Source organism: Erythrobacter sp. JB1-4 (genome assembly GCF_057365025.1).
Genome location: NZ_CP200292.1, coordinates 2,658,012 through 2,678,433, shown reverse-complemented (window position 1 = coordinate 2,678,433; position 20,422 = coordinate 2,658,012). Strand labels below are relative to the sequence as shown.

Sequence of the window (20,422 nt, the reverse complement as noted above, 5' to 3'; positions counted from 1 at the left end):
CTACCGCTAGCCTAGTTCTTTTGCCCACCCCGCTGCGAATAAGCTCACCTGCGGTTCGTTAATTCTCGCTGCCCCTCCCGCAGGCGGGAGGGGTTAGGAGTGGGCTGTGCCTCGCAGGCCTTGGTTACAACAACCGACCTTGTGCCACCGGCGCAAAACTCTGACGGTGCAGCGGGGTCGGCCCATGGACCTTCAAAGCCTCTAAATGCTCTGGCGTGCCATAGCCCTTATTGCGCTCCCACCCATATTCGGGATGCGTTTTGGCAGCCTCTAACATCAATCGGTCGCGCCATTCCTTAGCGATGATGGATGCAGCGCTGATCGCGGGTTCCTTGCCATCCCCGCCCACGATCGCGCGCGCAGGCCATACCCATTCGTCACATCGCCGCTCTGGCGTTTGGTTGCCATCGATCAGGACAATTTCCGGGGCTCCTGCGATATCCGCCACCAAATCGCGCACGCAGCGAGTCATCGCTAGCATGGTTGCTTGAAAGATATTGACCGCATCGATCTCAGCTGGCTCCGCCACGGCAACCGCCCATTGGCAGTTCGCGCGAAGCTCCTCATCAAGAGCGCCACGCCGCTTCGCCGATAGCCTCTTGGAATCTGCAACGCCCGCCGGTACTGCATCGCTCATAAGCACGGCAGCGGCCACGACAGGCCCTGCCAAAGGTCCCCGCCCGGCTTCATCGACCCCTATGATGATAGGTCCGGCACTATTTTTGAGATCAGGAGTACCCTGAGACATGAACACTCTTTCTAAATGTACCGCACTCTCATCCCTTCCCATGCTCGCACTCGCAAGTTGCGCCACTGCAGAAGCGGGGGAAAGTTCAAGCACGATTTCAGGCTCGGGCGAGCTTCAAATCACGCAAAAGGGTGAGTTTGAAAAGCCATGGGCGATTGAATTCGCGCCCGGCTCAGACATGCTGTTCGTGACTGAGAAAGAAGGCGTTCTCAAGGTGATGGACACTGCGAGCGGTACTTCGGCGACCGTCGCTGGCGCACCTGATGTTGCTTTTGGTGGCCAAGGCGGCTTTGGCGATATCGCATTCTTGCCAAGCGAAGCTGGAGAAGGCGTCGATGGGCGCACGATTTATCTCAGCTGGGCCGAATTTGGCGATGATGGCGAAAGCCGCGGTGCTGTTGTGGGCAAAGGGACCCTCGCCTGCGCTTCAATGGAAGACTGTGCGCTAGAGGGCCTCGAGGTTATCTGGCGTCAGGCACCAAAAGTAAGCGGGCGCGGACACTATTCGCACCGTATCACCTTTTCACCCGACGAAAGCCACATCTACATCACGAGCGGTGACCGTCAGAAGATGACGCCGTCACAGGACAAAACCAACACGCTTGGCACAATCGTGCGGCTCAACCTTGATGGCACGCCAGCTGAAGGCAATCCTTTTGCCGATGAAGGCGGTGTGACAGCGGAAATCTGGTCTTACGGCCACCGAAATTTGCTTGGCATCGATTGGGATGCCGAAGGTCGCCTTTGGGATGTTGAGCATGGTCCAGCAGGCGGGGATGAGCTCAACCTCGTCAAAAAGGCCGCCAACTACGGTTGGCCAACACGCTCTTACGGTGAGCATTACAATGGCGACCCGATCACTGACCACTCAGCCGATGATGGTTTCGAAAAGCCTGCTATCTGGTGGACCCCTGTAATCGCGCCCGGTGACATGCAATTTTACCGCGGCGACATGTTTGCCGATTGGCAGGGCGATGCTCTTATCGCTGGTCTTTCAAGCCGCGCAATCGTCCGAGTCGAAATCGACGGCGACAGCGCCAACGAGGCTGAGCGTTACCCCATCGATGGCCGAGTGCGTTCCCTCGATGTGGCCGATGATGGCAGCATTTGGGTGGCGACGGACGAGGGCAGCGTGCTTCGTCTCAGTATGTAGGCTTGGCAAATGGGCACAAAGGCCTTAGCGCCCGCGCCCTGATGTCAGATACCGCAACCCTCGTCCCGCTTTCAGCGGTTCCCGCCGACATGATCGAGCAATTGCTTGACCGCGTTTTTGGTGAGGACCGCCATGCGCGCACCGCTTATCGCGTTCGTGCAGGCATGGAGTGGCTGGAGGCATTGTCATTTGCAGCGCTTGACGATGATCAGATGCTGGTGGGCACGATCCAGTGTTACCCGGTCGGCTTGCAGGCCAAAGACGGCGCACGCGTGCCGCTGGTCATGGTGGGCCCAGTGGCCGTGGTGCCCGAGAGGCAAGGCGAAGGTTTTGGCGTGGGCCTTATGATGGCAATGCTCGATGCTGAGGCGCGCATGGCAGCCGAAGGTTCACCGGTGTTCCCGCAGGTGCTTATCGGCGATGAAGAATATTATGGGCGTTGGGGCTTTAACGCAGGCTCAACCGGGGGATGGGAGTGCCCCGGCCCATATGAAAAAGAGCGCCTTCTCGCACGCGGCGCGGCCATTCCTCATATGCCGAAAGAGGGCATGCTTGGGCCGTGGACCGGTTTGGAGCTCTAGGAATTCCACTTAGGTGCGCAAATACACTTTCCTACGCCCGTCCACTCTGCCATCGCGGTTCCCAACATGCCTTACGAACCCCCTCCCTATTTGGCTGAACTCAGCCTCGCCGAAATCGCCAATCAGGTGGAAGAGCGCAAGCTCCCGCCTGTAGAGAATTGGAACCCCCAGAAACTGGGTGACAGCTTTATGCGCATTGCGGGCGATGGCACTTGGTATCACGAAGGCGATCCCATCCGCCGCCCAGCGATGGTCCGCGCGTTTTCCGGCTTGCTGACACGCGATGATGCCGGGCAGCATTGGTTGGTGACACCCTTTGAAAAGCTCACAATCGAAGTCGATGATGCCGCCTTTATCGCGGTCGATTGCGTCGCGAAAAGCGGTGATCTGGCGTTCCGCCTCAGCACCGATGATCTGGTGGTCGCAGGTCCAGACAATCAATTGCGCATCGCAGGCGATCCCGACACACCCGCTATCTACCTTCATGTACGGCGCGGGCTTGAGGCGCGGTTGAACCGTTCAACCTATGCGCAGCTTGCTGAAATCGCATTGGAAACGGGGGGCGATGATTGGATCGTCTCTAGCCAAGGCGCGCTCTTTTCGTTGCAGGGCTGAGGGTGGGCCTATTCGAAAAGCTGAGCGCCCTTTATGAAGAAGGCCATGGGCGCGACCTTCCCGATCTTCTGAACGATGCCAATTTGGCAAGCGGGGATCGCCGGACGCCCGCGGCGGTTTTAATCGCGGTGACCGACCGCCCTGAACCCGGCGTCATCCTGACCCAGCGCCCCCGCGATATGCGTGATCATCCCGGCCAAGTCGCCTTTCCCGGCGGCAAATGCGATCCGGGCGAAGACGCGGTGACCGCGGCCCTGCGCGAGGCGGAGGAAGAGCTCGCCCTGCCCCGTGAAGTTGTTCAGGTGATTGGGACAAGCGACCTGTACACCACTGGCACCGGCTTTGATGTGACCCCAGTGCTTGCAGTGGTGCCACCAGACCTGCCGCTCACTCCCAATCCCGGCGAGGTCGAGGCATGGTTTGAGACACCGCTCTCACTGTTGCTCGACCCAGCGGCATGGAACAGGCAGGAGGTGTTTTGGAAAGGGCAAATGCGCGGCTATCTTGAGATGGATTATGAAGGTTTTCGCATTTGGGGCGTGACAGCTGCGATCATTGCCAACCTTGGGCAGCGGATCGATTGGACGCGTTGATTGGATCTCTTCCTGACCAGACGAAGCTTGTCCAATTCATGCTTTTCTGTTTAGCGACATCGCGTTGTGAACGACGCGCTTAAATCTGCAATCTGGCCGCATCGCGATGGCCTCAAACTGCTTGTCCGAACCTTGGGAGCGGACAATATCCGCTGGGTCGGCGGCGCCGTGCGTGACACGCTACTTGGCGCACAAGTGCATGATATCGACTGCGCGACTACCCTCACACCCGACATAGTGATCGACCGATGCGCGAATGCAGGCATTCGCACTGTCCCCACCGGCATTGACCATGGAACGGTCACCGCGGTGCTGGAGGATGGCCCGGTTGAAGTGACCACGCTGCGACTTGATGTTGCCACAGACGGGAGGCGCGCGACGGTCGCCTTCGCCAAGGAATGGCGCGAAGATGCGAGCCGCCGTGATTTCACCATCAACGCGCTTTATGCGCATCCCGAAACGCTGGAGATCAGCGACTATTTCGGCGGCATTTCAGACCTTAACGAGCGCCGTGTTCGGTTTATCGGCGATGCCCGTCAGCGGATAGCAGAAGATCACTTGCGTATCCTGCGCTATTACCGTTTCCAAGCCCGCTTTGGCGCTGAGCTCGATAATGAGGCCGAAGAGGCCTGCGCTGAGCTTGCCGCCACTCTAAAAGGGCTGAGCCGCGAGCGTGTGGCCGATGAGATATTGCGCCTTCTCGTACTGCCCGATCCCGGTCGGACGGTGGAGCGCATGTTTGATCGCGGCGTTTTGCGCGTGGTTTTACCTGAGACATGCAAGCCTCATGTAAAGGCATTGCGAGCGCTCATCACCCATGAGGCGGCGCAATCGATCCGTGCTGATCCTGTGCGCCGTTTGGCAGCGCTTCTTCCCCCTCGCCCGATGTTGCCGAGGCGGTAGCCGCTCGGTTGCGTCTTTCCAAAGCTCAGCGTGCGCGGCTCGTTTGTGCGTCTGAGCGATTGGCGAGCGACGAGAAAAACCCGCAAGCGCTTGCCTATTCAATCTCTGTGCCCTTTGCGGTGGACCGGCTGCTCCTTCTTGGTGCGGATGCACAGGCACTAGCCACTTGGGAGCCGCCGACATTTCCGCTCAAGGGCGGCGCAATTGTCGCGCGCGGAGTGGCCGCCGGACCAGAGGTCGCGCGCATATTGCAGACGGTAGAGCGGCAGTGGGTGGCGGAAGGGTTTCCCGATGATGCCCGCGTTGAGGCGATTTTGGGCGAAGTTCTTTCAAGCTAAACTTGCGCAGGCCCACCCCGCTGCGACTAAGTTTCGCTGCGCTCCACTAAGTCTCGCTCCCCTCCCGCTTGCGGGAGGGGTAAACAGAGTTCTCTGCACCCTTTATCAAGACTTATTCGGGGGTGGGCAAACCTAAAACCGGTTGTTCTTCGGGAAACCTTGCGGCGGGAGACGGCCAGCCGCGCCGCGCGCAACTTTCCACTGCCATATCTCGTTTTCGGTACGAGTGCGATCACCCGATCCGCCCATTTTCCAGCTAAGGCCCTCTTCTAGCTTAAAAGTCGTCGCATCGGATAGTCCACCATCGCGGTAGCGTTGCAGCATCACGCCCTGCCCCCGCGCCATAACGGGCATCTCTTCCATGTTGAAGACGATGAGTTTTCGGTTGTCACCCACCGCCGCAACATGGTCGTGGCTCTCGGGGATTTCGCGGATAACTTGAAGCTTGGCGGTGCCTTTGAGGTTCACGACCTGCTTGCCCTTTTTGGTCTCCGCGATCAGCTCTTTCGTCTCAGCGATGAAGCCTTTGCCATTGGAGGACGCAAGCAGCAGGCGGCCCCCGGGTTTGTGCACCAACATTTCGGCGACATTGGTTTCGGCGGGCAGGTCGATCATGGTGCGCACCGGCTCACCAAAGCCGCGCGCGCCCGGTAGCTTATCGCAGCCGAGCGTATAGAACCGCCCATCGCTCCCTGCGATCAGTACCTTATCTGTGGTCTGCGCATGGAGGATAAAGGCTTGCGCATCGCCCTCTTTGTATTTGAACTCCTGCGCCAGATCGACGTGGCCCTTTGCGGCCCTGATCCAGCCTTTCTGGCTGAGAATGACCGTCACGGGCTCTTTCTCGATCATAGCATCCATTGAGAATTCAACTGCAGGAGCAGCCTCTTCAATCCGCGTACGGCGCGCGCCCAAGGTGGTGTCCTCAGCATAATCCTTGCGAAGCGCGCGCAGGTCTTTCTTCAGGCGCGTGCGTTGACGCGCGGGGCTTTCGAGCAGCTTGTTCAGCTCGTCCTGTTCTTTGAGAAGGTTGTCCTTCTCGGTGCGCAGCTCCATTTCCTCGAGCTTGCGCAAGGACCGCAGACGCATGTTGAGGATCGCCTCGGCCTGACGGTCGGTGAGCTTGAACTCAGCCATCATCACTTGCTTGGGTTCATCCTCATAACGGATGATTTCGATCACCCGATCAAGGTTGAGGAAAGCGGTGATGTAACCTTCGACAAGCTCCAAACGCCGCGCGATTTGATCGAGGCGGTGCTGCGTACGGCGTTGCAGGATCTCGATCTGCGCAGCGGTCCAGTTTTGCAGGAGCTCTTTGAGCCCCATCACCATCGGCGTACGGGTCGCATCGAGCACATTCATATTGAGCCCGAAGCGCGTCTCCATATCCGTCAGCTTGAAAACGCTCTCTTTAAGCAGCTCCGGATCGACATTGCGCGTCCGGGGCACCAGCACAATACGGATGCTTTCATCACTTTCGTCACGAACATCGTCCAGGATCGGCAGCTTCTTGTCCGCAATCGCCTGAGCGATCTGCTCTATCAGCTTGCCCTTTTGCACCTGATACGGGATTTCGGTGATCACCAGCTGCCACTGCCCCCCGCCCAGACGCTCAATGCCAGCGGCCTGATCCTCGGCATTCTCAGCCTCTGGCGCATGAAACACACCGCGAAGGCGGAATGACCCGCGCCCCGTGCGATAGGCCTGTGAAATCACCTCAGCGCTGTCCACCAATTGCCCGCCAGTCGCGAAGTCCGGCCCCTGCATCAGCTCCATCAGGCGCTCATGCTCGACATGCGGATTGTCGATTAATTCCAGCGTCGCATCAATGACTTCGGCTACGTTATGCGAGGGAATATTGGTCGCCATGCCCACCGCAATCCCGCTCGCCCCATTGGCAAGCAGATTGGGGAATAGGCCCGGCATCAATTCCGGCTCTTCCTCCTCGCCATTATAGGTCGGGATGAAGTCAACCGTGCCCGCATCCAGCCCTTCCATCAGCTGCATCGCGGTCTTGGTCAGGCGCGCTTCGGTGTAACGATAGGCCGCCGCATTATCGCCATCGATATTGCCAAAGTTTCCCTGCCCCTCAACCAGAGGATATCGCAGCGAGAAATCCTGCGCCAAGCGCACCATCGCATCGTAAGCGGCAGTGTCGCCATGCGGGTGGTACTTACCAATCACCTCGCCCACGACGCGGGCGGATTTCTTATAGGTGCTGTCAGGTGACAGCTTCAGCTGACGCATGGTCCACAAGAGCCGCCGGTGCACCGGCTTCAACCCATCGCGCAGGTCCGGAAGCGAGCGCGCGGTGATCGTCGAGAGCGCATAGACAAGATAACGCTCAGACAATGCGGCATCAAAGGGCGCATCGACAATTGCGTCGAATGGATCGGTGTCGTCTGGGATCGTGGGGTCAGCCATGTGTCACGCTTAGCAAGGCGCGGGCGCCACGGGGAGAGCAGTTTCCACAATCTTGGTGGGACTTGCAGACCGAATTCGCAGCGTGCATCTCTACAACGATGGGAGGAACTCAGATGCAGCTCAAATTCTTAATCGGTACGCTCAGCGCTCTTTTGCTTGCCGGGTGCAGCGAAATGGAGCTTCAAAACCAATCTGCTGACATCATTTCTGATATTGAACCGGGCCGCGTTGCCTACGCAGATGGCGCGCCTGCCAATGAGTTTGGAATGTGGGAGGCGAGGGAAACTGGTCCGCTCGGTATGTTCAACACTTCGGTAGATGCACAGGCCGAAGCCATGGCCGCAGATACGCCCCAGCAAGCGTCCTCCGACACCTCCAAACCTCCAGCGGCCTCAGCCAAAGCAAGCCAACAAATCGCATATTCCTATGGCTACGGTTTCCGCATCGATTCCGACGAGATTAAAGAGCTTCAATCCGCCCATATCGAGATGTGCGATGAAATGGGCGAAGCGTGCCGCGTTATTCGCAGCTCGCAGGCGCGCTCTGACAGCTGGGACGGATATGGCGAACTGAAACTGCAAGTCGCCGCAGATAAGGCCAACACTCTGGCCGAGGCCCTCACCCAACCCGCTGAAGAACTTGGCGGCTCGCTCATTTCCTCTGTTCGCAATGGTGAAGACCTGTCTGAGCAGATCATCGACACTGAGGCGCGCATTCAATCGCGCGTGCTTCTGCGCGACAAACTCACTGAAGTGCTGCGCACAGCGCGAGGGTCTGTCGCAGAGCTGGTGCAGGCGGAAAAGGCTCTCGCCGATGTCAATGAACAGCTCGATGCCGCCCGCCAGAGGCTCAAATCGTATCAAAATCGCATTCAGTACAGCGATGTTAGGATTGAATATGAGCCCGCTTTTGGAGAGACTCAGGTCGGCTTTGTCAGACCGATTGCGAGCGCTCTTCGTTCGGTTGGATCAACACTGGGCGTTAGCGTCGCCGCAATCATCTACACCATCACCGCATTGCTTCCCGTTGCGCTGCTCATCCTTGCATTGCGGTGGATACTCCACCGTTTCGGTATGCGCCTTCGGTTTTGGAAGAAGGATCTGAAAGATCAGGGCTGAGCAGCGTAGAAGCGATATTGTAGCCTCATAAGAAAAAGGCGCATCGGCTCGTTGGGGAGAGATACCGATGCGCCCTTTGGGACTGGCGCAATGGGGAATTGCGCCAAATGAAGGTGGGGGGGTAGCTAGTGATGGGGCGACTTTAGGCGAGGATGTTGGGGTTGCTCAGAAGAAATGCTGAGGCGAAGACTGCGGTTGTTGAAAGGATCGAGAGAGCGGCGGCGAAGAGGGAATTGTTGCGGGTCATGTTGGTCTCCGGGAATTGGCAAGGGGCAAAAGGGCTACCGAAGGCCTGTCAGCAATTAGGCAAAAGCGAGCGGGCTGGCAGGGACGATAGCGTAAGCAAACAGGCTAGCGGATACGACGACCGAGAGAGCTGCTGCGAAGACGTTGTTTTGTGAAAGTGCCATTTTGAATTTCCTTTGAATTGAAGTGTCTGTTCAGTCTGAGAATTAAGCGAACATCGTGGGGCTTGCTGGTACGATTGCGTAAGCGAGCAGGCTGGTTGAAACGATGATTGAAAGAGCGGCGCTTGCGAAAGAGTTCATTGTGTTGGTCATTGTTGGTCTCCAGTGTTTTCGTGGTTGCGAAGAGTGCCTCCGCTGTATGCCAACTACTTTGCAGACCCCGTGCCAAACTCGAAAAACGGCAGAATTCCGGGGTTTTCTAGATGTGGCGCGCGCATGCCGAAAGCGTCCATCCCAAAGCATTGGGAAATTTTACTAATGTTTAGGATTGCCTTAATCGCCAGTTCAGCGCCAAGCGTTAAGATGCTCCTCCTCACGTGATAGCGCGGACCAAATTGGAACGCTTGCGGCGTCACTTCATAAGCAGTGTGTAACCCTCAACAAAGGAGACCCACGCTATGAAACGCATCCTCATCATTGCAACCGACGGCTTTGAACAATCAGAGCTAGAACAGCCCAAACGCCTCTTGGAAGAAGCTGGCGCTGAAACGGTTATCGCAAGCCTCGAAACCGGCGAGATCAAAGGCTGGGAAGATGGCGACTGGGGCGATGCAGTCGCAGTTGAAACCACGGTCGACAAAGTCGATGCAGGCGATTTCGACGCGCTGCTTTTGCCCGGCGGCCAGATGAACCCCGACATTTTGCGCATGAACGACACCGTCATTGATCTTATCAAGCAGTTCAATGATCAGGACAAACCGATCGCCGCCATTTGCCATGCGCCGTGGCTTCTGATCGAAGCAGACCTTGTCGATGGTAAGGTCGTCACCGCATGGCCTTCCGTGCGCACCGATCTTGAAAATGCAGGCGGTGACGTGATTGACCGCAAAGTGGCCGTCGATGGTAATCTTATCACCAGCCGCAACCCCGAGGATATTCCTGCCTTCACTGAAGCGCTTATTGATGCGGTCGGCATTTCGGCCGATCAGGTGCTTGAAAACGCCTAAATTGGCGGACCCAATTTATGGGCTAGATATAAGAAAACCCCGCCGTGCCGTAACAGCGCGGCGGGGTTTCTCGTTTCCTTTCAATAGGCGCCCTAAAGCCCTCTTGCATCGTGGCTTTCGCCCGGCACGCTAACGGTCAGACCGTCCATCTCTTCAGTCAAATCAATCTGGCACGACAAGCGCGACGTCCTGCGCGCACCTGCTGCGAAGTCGAGCATGTCTTCCTCTTCCTCACTAGCCTCGGCGAGCTTGTCGAACCATTCGGCGGCGACGATCACATGGCAGGTCGAGCACGCCATCTGCCCCTCGCACGTTCCTTCGAGGGGAAGCCCAGCGGCTTGGCCGACTTTAAGGAGGTTGTCTCCCACCTCACCCTCGGCCTCCACTGGCGTCCCTTTGGGATCAATAAAGGTGACTTTTAGCCCCACAGCTCTTGCTCCTTTGCAGCAGCCAGGATTGCCTTGGCTGCTTCATCAATCTGCTCAATCGTCGTGTAGCGCCCCCAGCCCAAACGGATAGAGCTTTTTGCCTCTGCGTCAGTGAGCCCAATGGCTTTGAGCACATGGCTCGGGCGGCCTGATCCGCTGGCACAAGCGCTGCCAGCGGAGAACATAATGTTTCGGCAATCAGACATAAGACGCGCGACATCGAGGCCATCTTTTCGGATGTTCATATTGCCAAACCAGCGCGAGGCATCGCTGCCATTGAGCGTCCAGCCATCGAAATGTTCACGCGCTCTGTTCCAAAGCGCTTCGACATGGGTTTCGTCCTGCTCCATGCGCTCCTTGGCAAGCCTGGCGGCTGCCCCAAATCCTGCGATTAGCGCAGGCGATAGCGTCCCTGAACGAAGGCCATGCTCTTGCCCGCCGCCTGTTTGCACCTGTTCAATTTCGAGCCCATCGCGCACCCATAGCGCGCCTATACCCTTGGGGCCGTTGAGCTTATGCGCAGAGACCCCAATCATATCTGCGCCTGCAACCGGGATTTTGCCGTAAGCTTGCACCGCATCGATCAGGAAAAGCGCATTTTCCTGCTTCGCGCGCCGATGCCAATCGAGCGAGGGTTGCACAGTGCCGATCTCATTGTTGACCTGCATGACTGCGATCATACGCGTCGCTTTGCCCAATTCCTGTGCGGGATCGCAGATGCCATCAGCGCCAACTTCAAGCATTTTCGAAAGGCCAGCATCGCGCGCAGTGTCTCCCACGGCGGAGTGTTCGATTGCCGAGAAAGCAACGCTGCCCTTCCCACCCGTCCCGCGGATGGCAAGGTTAAGTGCTTCAGTCGCGCCGCTGGTGAAGATGACTTTGCCGCCCGGCGGGAAGAGCGCGGCGACGCTATCACGCGCTGCCTCAATTGCAGCCGCAGCCTGGCGCCCCATGCGATGAGGCGAGTGGGGATTGCCAAATCCTGTGCCGTCTGGACCGTCGAGATAACGGATCATCGCATCGCGCGCTTCAGGCGCAAGCGGGGTTGTGGCTTGATTATCTAGGTAGATCATGTGAGCGATTTCCAAGCATCCAAGAACCGGTCCAGATCGGCGGTGGAGGTGTTCCACCCAAGGCTCACCCGGATGGTGCGCGCGGCCACCTCGTCACTGACACCAAAGGCATCAAGCACCCGGCTTTTCTTGAGCGTTCCGGAAGAGCACGCGCTGCCCGCTGACACCGCAATGCCCATGGCGTCTAGTCGGATCAGAAGAGCCTGCGCACTCATTGAGGGGTGCGAGAGCGCGAAGATGTAGTCGGTCTGCTCTCCAAAGGTCAGCAATTCATCGCCAAGCTCGCTCGAAAATGCAGCTCGTTCATCCGCCGAGGTCGCCCAGTCGCCTGCTTCAAGCGCCGCTGCAAAGCCCAGCGCTGCTGGCATATTCTCCGTGCCCTGACGATAGCCCCGCTCATGCCCGCCCATCGGCTCAAGCAGAGCATAATCGCGTACCAATAATGCCCCAATCCCAATCGGCCCGCCAAGTTTGTGCGCCGAGACCACCAGCATATCGGCAACGGGCAGTGCGAGCTTCCCAGCGCTCTGTGCGCAATCTGACAGCAACACAGCGCCTGTTGGAGCCAAGGTCTCAACCATCGCACCAATCGGATTGATGACTCCGGTCTCCGAATTCACATGCTGCACAGCAAGAATGGTGGAGGCGTCAAACGCACTCTCGTCCGAGGAGACTTCCGCATCAGGCGCAGCTCGAAACACCGCGTCATGTTCAACCGCGCTGACAATGCGCCGATTGGCCTTGCAGCGGTTGAGCGCAATCCAAAGCGCCTCACTCGCGCCGCTGGTGAAGATCACCTCGCCATCCCAATCACATGCCGCCTTGATCCGAGCCCTTGCATCCTCGAGCGCATTCTTCGCTTTGCGCCCCTCGCCATGCGGGCTCGAAGGGTTCGCCCAAAGCGCAAAGCCTTCCTCCATCGCTGCCCTCGCCTCTGGGCGAAGCGGCGTTGTGGCGGCGTGGTCAAGATACACTCGGTTGGTCAAAGCTGCGCCTTATTGCGAACGATTCTTAAAAAATTGCACTCTTGTACAAATGCTTATATAGAGCGCTCAACCGCTGGCACCAGCCGGTGCAATAGCGCAACTCATTTCATAAAGGGTATTTGATGCCATCCGTCATCTTTCCCGGCCCAGAGGGCCGTCTCGAAGGTCGTTTTTCTCCTCCACCTCGCCCACGCGCACCCGTCGCCATGATCCTGCATCCGCACCCTGAAGGTGGCGGCACGATGAATGATCGGATTGTGCAGCGTCTTTACAAGACCTTCACCGATCGCGGCTTTGCGACTCTGCGTTTTAACTTTCGCGGAGTGGGCCGCAGCCAAGGTTCCTTCGATAACGGCATTGGCGAGCTTTCCGATGCAGCCTCCGCGCTTGATTGGGTTCAGTCGATCCACCCAGAGGCGCAGCAAACATGGGTTGCGGGTTATTCGTTTGGCGCGCTGATCGGCATGCAGCTGCTTATGCGCCGCCCGGAAGTGCGCGGCTTCATCTCGGTTGCGCCGCCTGCGAACATGTATGACTTCAGCTTCCTTGCGCCCTGCCCAGCCTCTGGCATCTTCGTGCAAGGGGCAGCCGACACAGTGGTGCAGCCAAGCGCTGTCCAAAAGCTCGTCGACAAGCTGCGCACGCAAAAACACATCACGATCCACCACGATGAGATCCCTCGCGCAAACCATTTCTTTGAAAACGAAATGGAAGACATGATGGCGAGCGTCGACAATTACCTCAACTTCCGCCTCTCACCAGATTGCCCGATTAAGTGATTTTTTGAATTGCGAGGGCGCATCCGCGTCCTCGTCATCGCTAAATGGCCTCCCCGGATCAGGTCCTGGGTGCGGCCCGTTTAGTGAGGACTAAGTGGCGGAAGCAGCTTAGGAAAATGCAGGACAGTATTTAAAAACAACGGGTTGCGCTCTGCTACGGGTCGTTAAATGCAACTCGATATTGCTTGTCACTCGCAAAAACTCGTGTCAGCCTCTCCCAATCGCAAATCGTGAAAGGAGAGAATTCATGAACTATGCGACTACAGCAAGGCGCCCCGACCCCTTAGCCGCGCTTGGCGCAATGGGCGTTCCTGCGAGTTTCGGCGTTATCCTGATCGCAGGACTGGCCGTTAATCACGTGATCCAAGAACCCATACCCAACCCTATCGGCGAAGACATTCCCTTTGTCGTCGTCACCCCGGAGGTAATCGAAGACGACCTTGCCCCAACGAGCGACGCAAAGGCGACATCAAGCACGCCCACTCAAACGGTCACAAGGCCTCAAAGCGATGTGGAATTTGAACTTGGGACAACAGCGCCCATCGGGCAGCTTGGGCCGGTTGACCCTGGCACGCTGCTGGGCTCAGAAGGGCTCGGCGCTTTGCCACCACTTGACCCCGTATTTGATCCAATCGACGCGTCACCAAGGGGCAATCCGGCCAATTGGATCACCACTGCGGACTATCGCAGCACTTGGATCCGGCGCGAACTTACAGGGATCGCGAGCTTCGCCCTTCAAATCGATGCGACCGGCAAGGTGAGCGATTGTGTGATCACAGGATCAACCGGGCATACTGCGCTTGACCGTGCGACATGTACCCTCGTCTCACAGCGCGCGGTGTTCAACCCGGCGAAGGGGACGGATGGAAAAGCGGTTGCGGGAAGCTATTCCAGCTCCGTCGCTTGGACCATCCCAGAATAGTTCGGAACAGCCGGGGCTTATTGATCCCTTAACTGGGCTTCTTATTGGGCCTCGGCCGCTTCGATCTGATCAATCGGCGCGGTCCCTTCAACGGTCGGGATTGTCCAGATCAGCACATTCCCAATCGCAACAATTGCCAAGATCACCATCAGCGCTGGTTGCTTCACCTCGCCTGTGCGTCGCCAATAGAAGAATGCGCCTGCTATAAGCAAAATGGCAGCGAGCATCACAAGGGAGAATACAAGATCAGTCATCTATCGCGCCATTCTTTCTCTTGTCATCAGTTGTAAATACGCTGGAAATTGCAGGCCCGGCCCGCTAGCTATCAGCGTATACAATCCATGGAGGGATATATGGGAATTTTCAGTTCAATCTCAAACGCGATCTTTGGCTCTGACGAGGACGAGGCAAAGGCGGCTGATGCTGCGCCCGCAGCGGCCCCTGCTGATGCTGCTGCAAAACCGACTGGGCGTGCTGCGATCACTGCACAAGATGTTGAAGCACGCATTGGCAATATTCCTGGCGCTGGTGAGCTTAACTGGCAAACGTCGATTGTCGACTTGATGAAACTTGTGCGCATCGATCCAAGCTACGAGAACCGCAAGGCGCTCGCGGTTGAGATGGGCAACACCGACTATTCGGGCACGGCAGAAGACAACATCGCTCTGCACAAGGCTGTGCTCGATCAGATGGCAGCGGCTGGCGGTGTTGTTCCGGACCACCTCAAAGATTGATTTGATTTGGCAAACGCCAATGAAAAACGCCGCGCGGATCGTCTGATCCGCGCGGCGTTTTTGCTGAAAGTATGATGCCGCTTTGCGCCTAACGCTGCATCATACCCCCAACAATCGAACCCAAAATCCCTCCAAGAGCGCCTCCACCCTCTTGGCCTGTGCCCGCACCTGTACCTGTACCGGTTGCTTGCTTCGCCATGTAACCAGCGACAGCCATGGCAAGAATAGGGAGCATCTTTTTGAGAAGGCCTTCATCAAGTCCAGTGATCCCAGCGACTTCGCCCGCAACAGAACGGCTCACATCTTTCGTTCCAAAGATGCTGCCCAAAATGTCGTTGCCTGGCTGAGTTGGCGTTGGGCTTGAACCAAGAACCGCATCAAGCAGCCCTCCCCCGATAAGACCGCCAAGACCGCCTGCAGAAGCGCCTTGCGCGCTGCCTCCGCCAAGAAGTGCGCCAGCGAGGCCGCCGAGCCCGCCCAGCGGATCAGGTGTTGAATTACCGCCTGTGGCGCTGCGTCCCATACCCGCCACAATAGCGGGCAAAAGCGCGCCAGCGGCGGTTTTGGCTGTGCTTTCGTCGACACCCAATTCGCGCGCCATTGACGAAATCGCACCTGTTTGCTGCAGCATTGCCGCTAAGCTCATGAAGTTTCCCCTCCTAAAGCCTTCTTTTTACTTCTTACCAAAGAAGCTGCTGGCCATGCCCGCGATATCATCAAGCGGGTTTCCGTCACCGTCTTGATCAAGCATGCTCATGATCCCGGAAAGGTTTGAGTCGCCGCCGATTTTGTCAGCGAGGTCACCCAAAGCGCCTTCACCGCCAAGTTGCTCCACGATGCCGCCAAGCGCACCTGCATCAAGGCCGGTCTTCTCAGCTGCAAGTTCCACGGTGTCACCTTCTTGAGGTTGAGCAGCGCCAAGGGCCGCGACCGCTTTTTCGACCATGCCAGGGTCAAGGCCAACTTTACCGGCAAGGTCAGCAACGGTGTCTGGTGAACCGGCAACCTGCTTTAAAAGGCCATCAAGCATACTCATGAATTGTCTCCCAATGCGAATCTGTTTCGACTCGTGCATGGGCTGTTTGCCCGAAACCAGCCCACAAACAAAGCAAAAGCCCCGCATGATGCACCTTGTTACACCTAAATGTAACAGGCGCGCCATGCGAGGCTTCCCTCTCCAGCTCGCAAATTTGTGCTTAGGCGGCGACCGCCCCTGCAGGCGCAGCTTGGCGTACGCCCTCGTCAACGTGAGGCTCGAATTCGGCAAAGTTGTCGATGAACAAACGCACCAATTTCTCAGCAGTAGCGTCGTAATCGGTCTTGTCGGCCCAAGTGCTGCGCGGGTCTAGGATTGTTTGATCGATCCCGGCCTCGGCGAGGATTGGCACGTGAACGGGGACATCAAAACCGAAATTGGGGTCTTTTCGGAATTCAACGCCGTCAAGATTGCCATCCAGCGCTGCATTCAAGAGCGCTCTCGTCGCCTTAATCGGCATCCTGTTACCCACGCCATATTTGCCGCCGGTCCAGCCTGTATTAAGCAGCCAACACTGCACCCCGCCTTTGGCAATACGCTCTTTCAAAAGATTGCCGTAAACGCTTGGATGACGCGGCATAAAGGGCGCGCCAAAGCAGGTTGAGAAGGTCGCTTCTGGCTCGGTCACACCGATTTCGGTGCCCGCGACTTTAGCCGTATAGCCTGAAAGGAAATGATACATGGCCTGATCGGGGGTGAGGCGCGCAATCGGAGGCAATACGCCGAACGCATCGGCTGTAAGCATGACAACGTTGCTTGGTGCTGGGCCCAAGTTCTTTTCAGACGTGTTTGGGATGAAGTTGATCGGATAAGCACCGCGCGTATTTTCAGCCAGCGTGTTGTCGTCGAAATCCAGCTCTCGGGTTTGTTCGTCCATCACAACGTTTTCAAGCACGGTGCCAAACATCTTGGTGGTGGCGTAAATCTCCGGCTCAGCTTCTTCGCTAAGACGGATCATCTTTGCATAACAGCCGCCTTCGAAGTTGAAGACCGCAGTATCTGACCAGCCGTGTTCATCATCACCGATCAGCGTGCGCGAGGCGTCGGCGGAAAGTGTGGTCTTACCCGTGCCCGACAAGCCAAAGAACACGGCCGTCTTGCCATCCGCGCTGATATTGGCCGAGCAGTGCATCGGCATCACTCCCTTAGTCGGCAGCAGGTAGTTGAGGATGCCGAAAACCGACTTCTTCATCTCACCGGCGTAACGCGTACCGCCGATCAGAATCAGCTTTTCAGTGAGGTTCACCGCAATCACGGTTTCCGAATTGGTGCCGTGGCGCGCGGGGTCTGCCTTAAAGCTTGGCAGATCAATGATCGTGTATTCAGGCGCGAAGTCTGAAAGCTCTTGCGCAGTTGGACGCACCAGCATCGTACGGATGAAAAGGTTGTGCCAGGCAAGTTCGTTGATCACGCGCACATTGACGCGGTGCTCTGGCTGAGATCCGCCAAACAGGTCGGCCACATAAAGCGTCTCTTTGTCACCAATCGCCGTCAAGAAATCCTGCTTGAGATTGGCAAAATGCTCAGTTGTCATGCTGGCATTGACTTTGCCCCACCAGACTGTGCCCTCGGTCGTCTCATCGCGAACGATGAACTTGTCTTTGGCGCTGCGCCCAGTCTTTGCGCCAGTTTTTACAACCAGCGCGCCGTGCTTGGACAGCTGGCCTTCACCTGAGGCAACCGAAGCTTCAACGAGCGCCGGAGTGCCAAGGTTTGCGTGAATATTAGCCGAGGTTTCAAAACCTTGTGACGAAAGGGACTGGGCCAAGGGGATTGCGGCGGGGGTCAACGTGAATTCTCCTAAGACGTCTTCGCTTGAGGCAAACTGCTTTGGACACAGCTGCGCATACGTATGCACCGTCAGGACAAGTCTTTTGAGACAATCGCGCTCGTGCGCGCTTGATTCGCCTAAGTCACCTGATCCCAAGGGTTGAGTAGCGCATAAGCATGTGGCCAAGCGCCGTCAAACCCCTGTGTTTACGCTGCATCGCAGCAATCGAATGCTGGCGTGCTTCGCACTTGCACGAAACCGCTCAAACCAAAGGCATCAACCTCGCCCCGCAGTCCTTAATGTTCACACGGTGCCTCCAAATTTTGTGCGAACTTGCAATTTGGCCTACGCCACTTTGATTGTTTCTAAGCCCACTTGGCGCTAATCAACTGTGATTGGTCAATAACAGGACAGCCCCGAATGGCAGGCGATTTGCAGGACACCGAACAAGCTATCGCAGGAGACGACGCCTCTGATGCGGCGTCAGATACTGCGATAGAGATTGCTCTGGTCGATGATGATCGCAACATCTTGACCACAGTCTCGATTGCTCTTCAGGCTGAGGGTTTTGTCACCCGCCTTTATTCTGACGGCGAGACCGCTCTTAAGGCTCTGATTGAAAATCCACCCGACCTTGCGGTTTTCGACATCAAAATGCCTAAGATGGACGGTCTGGAACTGCTGCGACGCGTGCGCGCACATTCTGCTCTTCCCGTCATTTTCCTCACGAGTAAAGATGACGAGGCCGATGAAGAAGTCGGCCTTGAACTGGGAGCCGATGATTACATCGCCAAGCCATTCAGCTTACGCCTGCTCACCGCGCGCATCAGAGCGATCCTCCGCCGCGCTGAACCTGACCGGGCTCTTGGCCAAAATGCGCAAAGCCACGACACCGTTCATCCCAAGATTAACCGGGGGCGATTGTTTATGGACCCGGCCCGCCACCATGTGAAATGGGACGATAAACCGGTGAGCTTGACCGTCACCGAATTCCTGATCCTTGAGGCGCTCGCTGCACGTCCCGGGGTGATCAAAAGTCGCAACCAATTGATGGATGCAGCCTATCCCGACGATGTCTTCGTCGATGATCGCACCGTAGACAGCCACATCAAACGCATGCGCCGCAAGTTCCGCCAAGTCGACAACACCTTTGGCGCGATCGATACGCTTTATGGTGCAGGTTACAGCTTCACCGATGGCTAGTGCTTCCAGCGACCACGAGTTGCAGTCCAACGCGCCTCTTACCCAAGCGGTCGGTCAGGCCGTCGAAAGGCCAGGCCTTTTCACACGCTTTTCGCTGACAGCGCGCATTTTGGTTGTGAACATTTTGCCGTTGGCGCTGCTGTCAGGCGGGCTCTTCTATCTCGATACATACCGCACACAGCTTATCGATGAGCGTTTCAAACTTGCCCGGATCGAGGCCCAGATCACCGCTGAGGCGCTAGCAGGAGCCACAAAGGCCCGCCAGGAAGCATTACTCGTCCAAATCGGTCAGGAGCAGCGAATGCGCATGCGTATGTTCGATGCCGAGGGCCTCTTGTGGGCAGACAGCTATGCTTTGGATGAACCCGCCTTTGAGCTCCACGATATCTCAAACGACACATGGGAGCAGGAGCTTGCGCGCTGGCTAGACCGAACAGTTGACGCCATCGTTAGCGCAGAGGCCGTCCCTGATTTCATTGAGCCCGAAGGCCAAACAGCAGACGCTTGGCCCGAACTTGTCCAAGCACGCGAAGAAGGGCTTAGCCAAATCCGCCTGTACCGCTGGCGCGATGGAACGCCTGTCATCACCGCCGCTGCGCCCGTTGGCCTCAATGGCGCAACATTGCTCACCGTGCGCAACGCGGTTGATATTACAGAAAGCGTGAGAGCTGCGCGGACCGCTTTGATTACGGCCGTTCTTCTCGTTCTTGGAGCATCGGCGGCTTTGTCGCTTTATCTTGCACGAACCATAGTATCCCCCTTGCAATTGCTTGCCGGCTCAACCCAGCGTGTCCGCCTTGGCCGGGAGCGCGAGGTTGAAGTTCCACGGCTGCCCGAGCGCAAAGACGAGATTGGGCAGCTTGCCCGCTCAGTTTCCGACATGACCCTTGCGCTTCGGCAGAGAATTGACGCGGTCGACAGTTTTGCCGCTGATGTTGCCCATGAAATCAAAAACCCACTCGCAAGCCTGCGCAGCGCGGTCGAATCCCTGCCCAAAGTGAAGGACCCCGACACAAGGCGCGAGCTAGAGCAGATCGCCACGCATGACGTGCGCCGGATCGATAGGTTGGTTAGCGAAATTTCAGACGCGAGCCGGATCGATGCAGAGATGAGCCGCGCGGTGCGCGAGACGATCGATATGGCGGAACTCATCCGCGCAATAATCGGAAGCCGCGAGAACCGAGCTGAGAACCATGATCACCGTATCGAGCTCGAGACGCGGGGCTTTAAAGCAAATGTCGTTGGAGTGGGGGCAAGGCTTGAGCGGGTCCTTGAGAACCTTCTCGACAATGCCGTCTCCTTTTCGCCGCCCGATGCCCCGATTGAAGTCATGGTCGATAACGATGGCAATTGCGTCACTGTGACCGTGTGCGACAGCGGCCCCGGCATTCCCGCGGACTCGCGCGAAAAGGTGTTTCAGCGCTTTCATTCGGTACGGCCTGCCGAGGAGGATTTTGGCAATCACTCTGGGCTTGGTCTTGCTATCGGCCGAGCTATCGCAGAGGCGCATGATGGATCACTTGTCGCCGAACCACGGACAAATGGTGAGCGCGGGGCTTGCTTGCGCCTTCAGCTCCCTGCCGCTGAATAAGCCCACATGAGA

The 20,422-nt window shown here is 57.3% G+C and carries 22 protein-coding genes and 1 pseudogene; 12 read left to right on the top strand and 11 right to left on the bottom strand.

Annotation, left to right across the window (positions count from 1 at the left end):
* Positions 1 to 124: 124 nt before the first annotated feature.
* Entirely contained in the window at positions 125 to 748 is a 624-nt protein-coding gene (locus AC0V61_RS12400) for a ribonuclease HII (protein ID WP_486157977.1), read from the bottom strand.
* On the opposite strand from AC0V61_RS12400, the gene AC0V61_RS12395 reads away from it, so the two are divergent.
* From AC0V61_RS12395 to AC0V61_RS12375, 5 genes and pseudogenes are all read left to right on the top strand, one after another.
* Complete coding sequence (locus AC0V61_RS12395; RefSeq protein WP_486157975.1) at positions 747 to 1,901, top strand: PQQ-dependent sugar dehydrogenase; 1,155 nt, start codon at positions 747 to 749, stop codon at positions 1,899 to 1,901. The two genes, AC0V61_RS12400 and AC0V61_RS12395, sit on opposite strands and share 2 nt — an antisense overlap.
* Positions 1,902 to 1,942: 41 nt before the next feature.
* Positions 1,943 to 2,482, top strand: a complete 540-nt coding sequence (locus AC0V61_RS12390) for a GNAT family N-acetyltransferase (RefSeq protein ID WP_486157973.1) — start codon at positions 1,943 to 1,945, stop codon at positions 2,480 to 2,482.
* A 66-nt stretch (positions 2,483 to 2,548) separates the two neighbouring features.
* On the top strand, positions 2,549 to 3,097 hold the full coding sequence (locus tag AC0V61_RS12385; protein WP_486157971.1) for a DUF1285 domain-containing protein: 549 nt from the start codon (positions 2,549 to 2,551) through the stop codon (positions 3,095 to 3,097).
* A 2-nt stretch (positions 3,098 to 3,099) separates the two neighbouring features.
* Positions 3,100 to 3,690 carry a CoA pyrophosphatase gene (locus AC0V61_RS12380; RefSeq protein WP_486157970.1) on the top strand — a complete coding sequence of 197 codons (591 nt, stop codon included), beginning with the start codon at positions 3,100 to 3,102 and terminating at the stop codon, positions 3,688 to 3,690.
* Between the two features lie 66 nt (positions 3,691 to 3,756).
* Positions 3,757 to 4,931, top strand: a pseudogene (locus tag AC0V61_RS12375) (CCA tRNA nucleotidyltransferase).
* Between the two features lie 132 nt (positions 4,932 to 5,063).
* Here the strand turns inward: AC0V61_RS12375 and parC are convergent.
* Positions 5,064 to 7,355 (bottom strand): DNA topoisomerase IV subunit A, encoded by a 2,292-nt coding sequence (gene parC, locus AC0V61_RS12370; protein ID WP_486157968.1) that lies wholly within the window; start codon positions 7,353 to 7,355, stop codon positions 5,064 to 5,066.
* A 113-nt stretch (positions 7,356 to 7,468) separates the two neighbouring features.
* Between parC and AC0V61_RS12365 the strand changes: the two genes are divergently transcribed.
* The gene (locus AC0V61_RS12365; protein ID WP_486157966.1) at positions 7,469 to 8,473 is read left to right on the top strand and encodes a DUF4349 domain-containing protein; all 1,005 of its coding nucleotides are present in this window, start codon (positions 7,469 to 7,471) and stop codon (positions 8,471 to 8,473) included.
* 302 nt (positions 8,474 to 8,775) lie between these two features.
* Here the strand turns inward: AC0V61_RS12365 and AC0V61_RS12360 are convergent, their stop codons facing one another.
* Both AC0V61_RS12360 and AC0V61_RS12355 read right to left on the bottom strand, forming a co-directional pair.
* The gene (locus AC0V61_RS12360) at positions 8,776 to 8,883 is read right to left on the bottom strand and encodes an enoyl-CoA hydratase (protein WP_486157965.1); all 108 of its coding nucleotides are present in this window, start codon (positions 8,881 to 8,883) and stop codon (positions 8,776 to 8,778) included.
* A gap of 42 nt (positions 8,884 to 8,925) precedes the next feature.
* A complete protein-coding gene (locus tag AC0V61_RS12355) occupies positions 8,926 to 9,033 on the bottom strand; it encodes an enoyl-CoA hydratase (protein ID WP_486157963.1) in 108 nt (35 codons plus the stop codon).
* 305 nt (positions 9,034 to 9,338) lie between these two features.
* On the opposite strand from AC0V61_RS12355, the gene AC0V61_RS12350 reads away from it, so the two are divergent.
* Entirely contained in the window at positions 9,339 to 9,887 is a 549-nt protein-coding gene (locus tag AC0V61_RS12350) for a type 1 glutamine amidotransferase domain-containing protein (RefSeq protein ID WP_486157961.1), read from the top strand.
* Between the two features lie 92 nt (positions 9,888 to 9,979).
* Here the strand turns inward: AC0V61_RS12350 and AC0V61_RS12345 are convergent, their stop codons facing one another.
* Genes AC0V61_RS12345 through AC0V61_RS12335 form a run of 3 tightly spaced genes read right to left on the bottom strand, consistent with a single transcriptional unit; the run spans position 9,980 to position 12,374 of the window.
* Positions 9,980 to 10,315, bottom strand: coding sequence for a 2Fe-2S iron-sulfur cluster-binding protein (locus tag AC0V61_RS12345; RefSeq protein ID WP_486157959.1), 336 nt, complete (start codon positions 10,313 to 10,315; stop codon positions 9,980 to 9,982).
* Positions 10,306 to 11,388 (bottom strand): cysteine desulfurase family protein, encoded by a 1,083-nt coding sequence (locus AC0V61_RS12340; RefSeq protein ID WP_486157957.1) that lies wholly within the window; start codon positions 11,386 to 11,388, stop codon positions 10,306 to 10,308. Before AC0V61_RS12340 ends, AC0V61_RS12345 begins: the two co-directional genes overlap by 10 nt.
* Entirely contained in the window at positions 11,385 to 12,374 is a 990-nt protein-coding gene (locus tag AC0V61_RS12335) for a cysteine desulfurase family protein (protein WP_486157955.1), read from the bottom strand. The genes AC0V61_RS12340 and AC0V61_RS12335 overlap by 4 nt, the downstream gene beginning before the upstream one ends.
* A gap of 122 nt (positions 12,375 to 12,496) precedes the next feature.
* Here AC0V61_RS12335 and AC0V61_RS12330 point away from each other — a divergent pair, with 122 nt between their 5' ends.
* Positions 12,497 to 13,153 (top strand): alpha/beta hydrolase, encoded by a 657-nt coding sequence (locus AC0V61_RS12330; protein WP_486157953.1) that lies wholly within the window; start codon positions 12,497 to 12,499, stop codon positions 13,151 to 13,153.
* Positions 13,154 to 13,400: 247 nt separating this feature from the next.
* The gene (locus tag AC0V61_RS12325; RefSeq protein ID WP_486157951.1) at positions 13,401 to 14,075 is read left to right on the top strand and encodes an energy transducer TonB; all 675 of its coding nucleotides are present in this window, start codon (positions 13,401 to 13,403) and stop codon (positions 14,073 to 14,075) included.
* A 41-nt stretch (positions 14,076 to 14,116) separates the two neighbouring features.
* On the opposite strand, the gene AC0V61_RS12320 is transcribed toward AC0V61_RS12325, so the two are convergent.
* Positions 14,117 to 14,329 (bottom strand): hypothetical protein, encoded by a 213-nt coding sequence (locus AC0V61_RS12320; RefSeq protein WP_486157949.1) that lies wholly within the window; start codon positions 14,327 to 14,329, stop codon positions 14,117 to 14,119.
* 99 nt (positions 14,330 to 14,428) lie between these two features.
* On the opposite strand from AC0V61_RS12320, the gene AC0V61_RS12315 reads away from it, so the two are divergent.
* Positions 14,429 to 14,809 carry a DUF3597 family protein gene (locus AC0V61_RS12315; protein WP_486157947.1) on the top strand — a complete coding sequence of 127 codons (381 nt, stop codon included), beginning with the start codon at positions 14,429 to 14,431 and terminating at the stop codon, positions 14,807 to 14,809.
* 88 nt (positions 14,810 to 14,897) lie between these two features.
* On the opposite strand, the gene AC0V61_RS12310 is transcribed toward AC0V61_RS12315, so the two are convergent.
* The 3 genes from AC0V61_RS12310 to AC0V61_RS12300 all read right to left on the bottom strand — a co-directional run bounded on the left by AC0V61_RS12310 (position 14,898) and on the right by AC0V61_RS12300 (position 17,634).
* A complete protein-coding gene (locus tag AC0V61_RS12310; RefSeq protein ID WP_486157945.1) occupies positions 14,898 to 15,455 on the bottom strand; it encodes a DUF937 domain-containing protein in 558 nt (185 codons plus the stop codon).
* A gap of 27 nt (positions 15,456 to 15,482) precedes the next feature.
* Positions 15,483 to 15,845, bottom strand: a complete 363-nt coding sequence (locus AC0V61_RS12305) for a hypothetical protein (protein ID WP_486157943.1) — start codon at positions 15,843 to 15,845, stop codon at positions 15,483 to 15,485.
* Between the two features lie 160 nt (positions 15,846 to 16,005).
* Positions 16,006 to 17,634, bottom strand: coding sequence for a phosphoenolpyruvate carboxykinase (locus AC0V61_RS12300; RefSeq protein WP_486157941.1), 1,629 nt, complete (start codon positions 17,632 to 17,634; stop codon positions 16,006 to 16,008).
* Positions 17,635 to 18,036: 402 nt separating this feature from the next.
* Here AC0V61_RS12300 and AC0V61_RS12295 point away from each other — a divergent pair, with 402 nt between their 5' ends.
* Both AC0V61_RS12295 and AC0V61_RS12290 read left to right on the top strand, forming a co-directional pair.
* Complete coding sequence (locus AC0V61_RS12295) at positions 18,037 to 18,819, top strand: response regulator transcription factor (RefSeq protein ID WP_486157939.1); 783 nt, start codon at positions 18,037 to 18,039, stop codon at positions 18,817 to 18,819.
* Entirely contained in the window at positions 18,812 to 20,410 is a 1,599-nt protein-coding gene (locus tag AC0V61_RS12290) for an ATP-binding protein (RefSeq protein ID WP_486157937.1), read from the top strand. The genes AC0V61_RS12295 and AC0V61_RS12290 overlap by 8 nt, the downstream gene beginning before the upstream one ends.
* The last annotated feature ends 12 nt before the right edge of the window (positions 20,411 to 20,422 follow it).